The 4,822-nt window shown below is 68.1% G+C and carries 1 protein-coding gene; it reads left to right on the top strand.

Annotated elements, in window-relative coordinates; translation table 11 throughout:
• A partial coding sequence (locus tag A5624_RS25475; RefSeq protein ID WP_304441855.1) for a non-ribosomal peptide synthetase occupies window positions 1-4,758 on the top strand: 4,758 nt, incomplete at its 5' end.
• Between the last annotated feature and the right edge of the window lie 64 nt (window positions 4,759-4,822).

The raw sequence follows: 4,822 nt of genomic DNA, 5'->3' as shown, positions 1-4,822 counted from the left end.
CGGCTCGTCTCGGCCGTGAATGCCGAACTGGACGCCGACCTCACCGTCCGATCCCTGTTCGAGGCACCCACCGTCGCGGAGCTGGCGCCACGGATCCGCGGGGGCGGGACCAAGCTCGCGCGGGTGGCTCCGGTCGACCGGCCCCCCGTGGTGCCGCTATCTTTCGCCCAGTCCCGGCTCTGGTTTCTCGACCAATTGCACGGGCCGTCCCCGGTCCATAACATGGCCGTCGCCCTGCGACTGAGCGGACACCTGGACACCGACGCGATGGGCGCCGCCCTGGCCGACGTGGTCGGCCGCCACGAAAGCCTGCGCACAGTCTTCGTCGCCGACCAGGGAACACCGCGCCAAGTCGTCCTCACAGCCGAGTCCACCGGCGCTGCCTGGCAGGTCATCGACGTCGACGGGTGGTCGATAGAGCGACTCGGTGCTGCGATCGGCACCGCGGCCCGGCACCACTTTGATCTGTCCGACGAGATTCCTCTGCGGACAACGCTTTTCCGGCTCGACGACGACGATCACGTGTTGGTGGCGGTGGCCCACCACATCGCCGCGGACGGGTGGTCGCTGGCGCCGCTGGTGCGTGACCTCGGGACGGCCTATGCCAGCCGCCGCGCCGGCCGGGTGCCGGACTGGGCGCCGCTGCCGGTGCAATACGTGGACTACACGCTGTGGCAGCGCGCCCAATTCGGCGACCTCGAGGACCCGGACAGCCCCATCACGAGGCAGCTCGCCTACTGGGAACAAGCCCTAGCCGGGCTACCGGAACGTGTTGAGCTACCCACCGACCGGCCGTATCCCTTGGTGGCCGATTATCGCGGGGCGAGCGTGGATATCGACTGGCCCGCGGAGTTGCAGCAACGGGTGCGCGCGGTGGCGCGGGCACACAATGCCACCGAGTTCATGGTGATGCAGGCCGCGCTCTCGGTGCTGCTGGGCAAGCTCAGTGCGAGTTCCGATGTCGCCGTAGGCTTTCCGATCGCCGGCCGCAGCGATCCCGCGCTGGACGACGTGGTGGGCTTCTTCGTCAACACCCTGGTGCTGCGCGTGGACCTCGGCGGCGATCCCAGCGTCGCCGAACTGTTGGCCAGGGTGCGGCGGCGCAGCCTGGCGGCCTACGAGCACCAGGACGTTCCCTTCGAAGTGCTCGTGGAGCGGCTCCGTCCCAGCCGCAGCCTGGCCCACCACCCGCTGGTCCAGGTGGTGTTGGCCTGGCAGAACCTGCCGTGGCAGCACGACGGCCCCGCCGCCGGACTGGAATTGGGCGACGTGCATGTCACGCCTCTGCCGCTGGACACCCAGGTCGCCCGGATGGATCTGGTCTTCTCGCTCAACGAACGGTGGACCGAGGACGGCCGGCCGGGCGGCATCGGCGGAGCGGTAGAGTTCCGCACCGACGTGTTCGACCCGTCGAGCATCGAAACGCTGATCGAGCGGTTTCATCGGGTGCTGGCGGCCATGACCGCCGATCCGGCTCAACGATTGTCGTCGATCGACCTGCTCGACGAGGCCGAACGCGAGCGGCTCGACGTGGCCGGTAACCGCGCGATAGTCACCGCGCCGCCGATGGCGTTGGTGTCGATTCCGGCGTTGTTCGCCGCGCAGGTGGCAAGCGCTCCAGGGGCCGTGGCGATCACCTGCGGCGCGCGCTCGTTGACCTACCGAGAGCTCTACGAGTCGACGAACCGGTTGGCGCACTTGCTTTCCGAGCGGGGTGCCGGCCCGGGTCAGCGAGTGGCGGTGGTGATCCCGCGGTCGGCCGAAGCGATCGTGGCGATCCTCGCGGTCCTCAAGACCGGGGCGGCGTACGTGCCGATCGACCCGAGCGTGCCGGCGGCGCGGTTGGAGTTCGTGCTCGGTGATGCAGCGCCGATCGCCGCGGTGACCACCGCCGAGGTGCGCGCCCGGCTGGACGGGTTCGCCGGGGTGATCGTCGACATCGACGACCCCGCCGTGGCGACCCGGCCCACCACCGGGCTTCCGGTGCCGGCGGCGGACAGCATCGCGTACCTCATCTACACATCCGGCTCGACGGGAATTCCCAAGGGAGTGGCCGTAACCCACCGCAATGTCACCCAGCTGCTGGAAGCGATCGACGCGCGACTGAGTGCGGGCGCGGTCTGGACCCAGTGCCATTCATTGGCGTTCGACTTCTCGGTGTGGGAAATCTTCGGGTCGTTGCTGTATGGCGGGCGTCTGGTGATCGTGCCCGACGACGTGGTCCGATCGCCAGAAGACCTGCACGCGTTGTTGGTTCGCGAGCAGGTCAGCGTGTTGAGTCAGACGCCGTCGGCGTTCTATGCGCTGCAAAGCGCTGGTGCGTTGGCGCCTGAGTTGGGTGAGCGGTTGAAGTTGCAGACGGTGGTCTTCGGTGGTGAGGCGCTCGAGCCGCACCGGTTGGCCACGTGGTTGCACCGTCACCCGGGCCCGCCCCGTCTGGTGAATATGTATGGCATCACCGAGGCGACGGTGCACGCCTCGTTCCGGGAGATCGTCGACGGGGACGTCGATAGCAACATCAGCCCCATCGGAACGCCTTTGGCGCACTTGGCCTTCTTCGTGCTCGACGGCTGGCTGTGTCAGGTGCCCGTCGGTGTGGTCGGTGAGCTGTATGTGGCCGGCGGCGGCCTGGCGACCGGCTATGTGGGCCGCCCGGGCCTGTCGTCGACGCGGTTTGTCGCCTGCCCGTTCGGGGCACCCGGCGCGCGGATGTACCGCACCGGTGACCTGGTCCGGTGGGGCGCCGACGGGCAGTTGCAGTACCTGGGCCGCGCCGACGAGCAGGTCAAGATCCGCGGCTACCGGATCGAACTCGGCGAAATCCGCGCCGCTTTAAGCGAATTGGACGGCATTGAGCATGCGGCGGTGATCGCCCGTGAAGACCGGGCCGGCGACAAGCGTCTCGTCGGCTATGTGACCGGAGTCGCTGACCCGACCGACATTCGGGCCTGGTTGGGTCAGCGGCTCCCCACATTCATGGTGCCCTCGGCGGTGGTGGTGCTCGAGGCGTTGCCGCTGACCCCCAACGGCAAGCTCGACATCCGCGCGCTGCCGGCGCCGGAATACTCCGACGCCGACCGCTACCGGGCCCCGACGAGCGCGATCGAGGAGATCCTGGCGGGCATCTACGCCCAGGTGCTCGGCGTGGAACGCGTCGGCGTGGACGACTCCTTCTTCGACCTCGGCGGCGACTCGCTGTCGGCGATGCGCTTGCTCGCGGCGGTGAACACCACCTTCGACGCCGGCGTTTCGGTGCGGACGCTGTTCGAGGCGCCCACGGTGGCCCAGTTGGCGCCGCGGCTTGCCGGTGCTGGCGCACAACGGATTCCGCGGCTGCGGGCGGGTGCACGGCCGGAGTTGGTGCCGTTGTCGTTCGCGCAGTCCCGGTTGTGGTTCATCGATCAGTTGCAGGGACCGTCGCCGATGTACAACATGCCGGCGGTGCTGCGAGTTCGCGGTCGATTGGACGTGGAGGCCCTGCATGCCGCCCTCCTCGATGTGGTGGCTCGACATGAGAGTTTGCGCACGGTGTTCGCCGTCTCCGACGGGACACCGCGGCAGGTGGTGATTCCCGCTGAGCGGGCGGACGTCGGGTGGGACGTAATTGATGCCGCCGGTTGGTCGCCGGCACGGATAAAGGAGGGTGTGGATGCCGCAGCAAGGTACGCGTTCGATCTCGCAAGCGAAATACCCATACAAACAAAGCTATTCCGTCGCGGCGATGACGAGCATGTGTTGGTGGCGGTGGTCCATCATATTGCTGCGGATGGTTGGTCGCTGAATCCACTGGTGCGCGATCTGGGCACCGCCTACGCCAGTCGCAGCGGCGGCCGGGCGCCGCAGTGGGCGCCGCTGGCGGTGCAGTACGTCGACCACGCGATCTGGCAGCGGTCGCAATTCGGAGACCTGGACGATCCGGACAGCCCGATCGCCGGGCAGCTGGCCTATTGGGAACGAGCCTTGGCGGGGTTGCCCGAGCGTATCGAGCTGCCTACGGATCGGCCGTATCCGTCGGTGGCCGATCATCGCGGGGCCAGCGTGGGCATCGACTGGCCCGCGGAGTTGCAGCAACGGGTGCATGCGGTGGCGCGGGCGCACAACGCCACCGAATTCATGGTGGTGCAGGCGGCTTTAGCGGTGCTGCTGGCCAAGATCAGTGCGAGTTCCAATGTGGCGGTGGGCTTTCCGATCGCCGGCCGCCGTGACTCCGCGCTGGACGACGTGGTGGGATTCTTCGTCAACACCCTGGTGTTGCGCGTGGATCTCGGAGGTGATCCCAGCGTCGCCGAGCTGTTGGCCCGGGTGCGTCAGCACGTCCTGGCGGCCTTCGACCACCAGGATGTGCCCTTCGAGGTGCTGGTCGAGCGGCTCAACCCCAGCCGCTCCCTGGCGCATCACCCCCTGGTCCAGGTGATGCTCGCCTGGCAGAGTGACAACGCGGCGGAGCTTCGTCTGGGGGACCTGCAGGTCAGCGCCGAGCCGGTCGAAACAGGTACCGCCCGTATGGACCTGACGTTCTCACTGTCAGCCCGCTGGAGCGACGACGGCCGGGCCGCCGGGATCGGCGGAACCGTCGAATTCCGCACGGACGTGTTCGACCCGGACACCGTTAACACCCTGACCGAGCGACTGCGGCGGGTGTTGGTCGCCATCACCGACGACCCAACGCCGACGCATTGCCCATCGCACCGAGTCGCGCGCATTCGGCGGTGTCGAGCACATCGATCGAGGACAGTCGGCGATGCGGGTCGTCGGTGATGGCGACCAACACCCGCCGCAGTCGCTCGGTCAGGGTGTTAACGGTGTCCGGGTCGAACACGTC

Origin of the sequence: Mycobacterium sp. 1482292.6 (genome assembly GCF_001672995.1) — a bacterium.
Taxonomy (GTDB): Bacteria; Actinomycetota; Actinomycetes; order Mycobacteriales; family Mycobacteriaceae; genus Mycobacterium; species Mycobacterium europaeum_A.
This window is presented reverse-complemented; position numbering and strand designations above follow the sequence as displayed.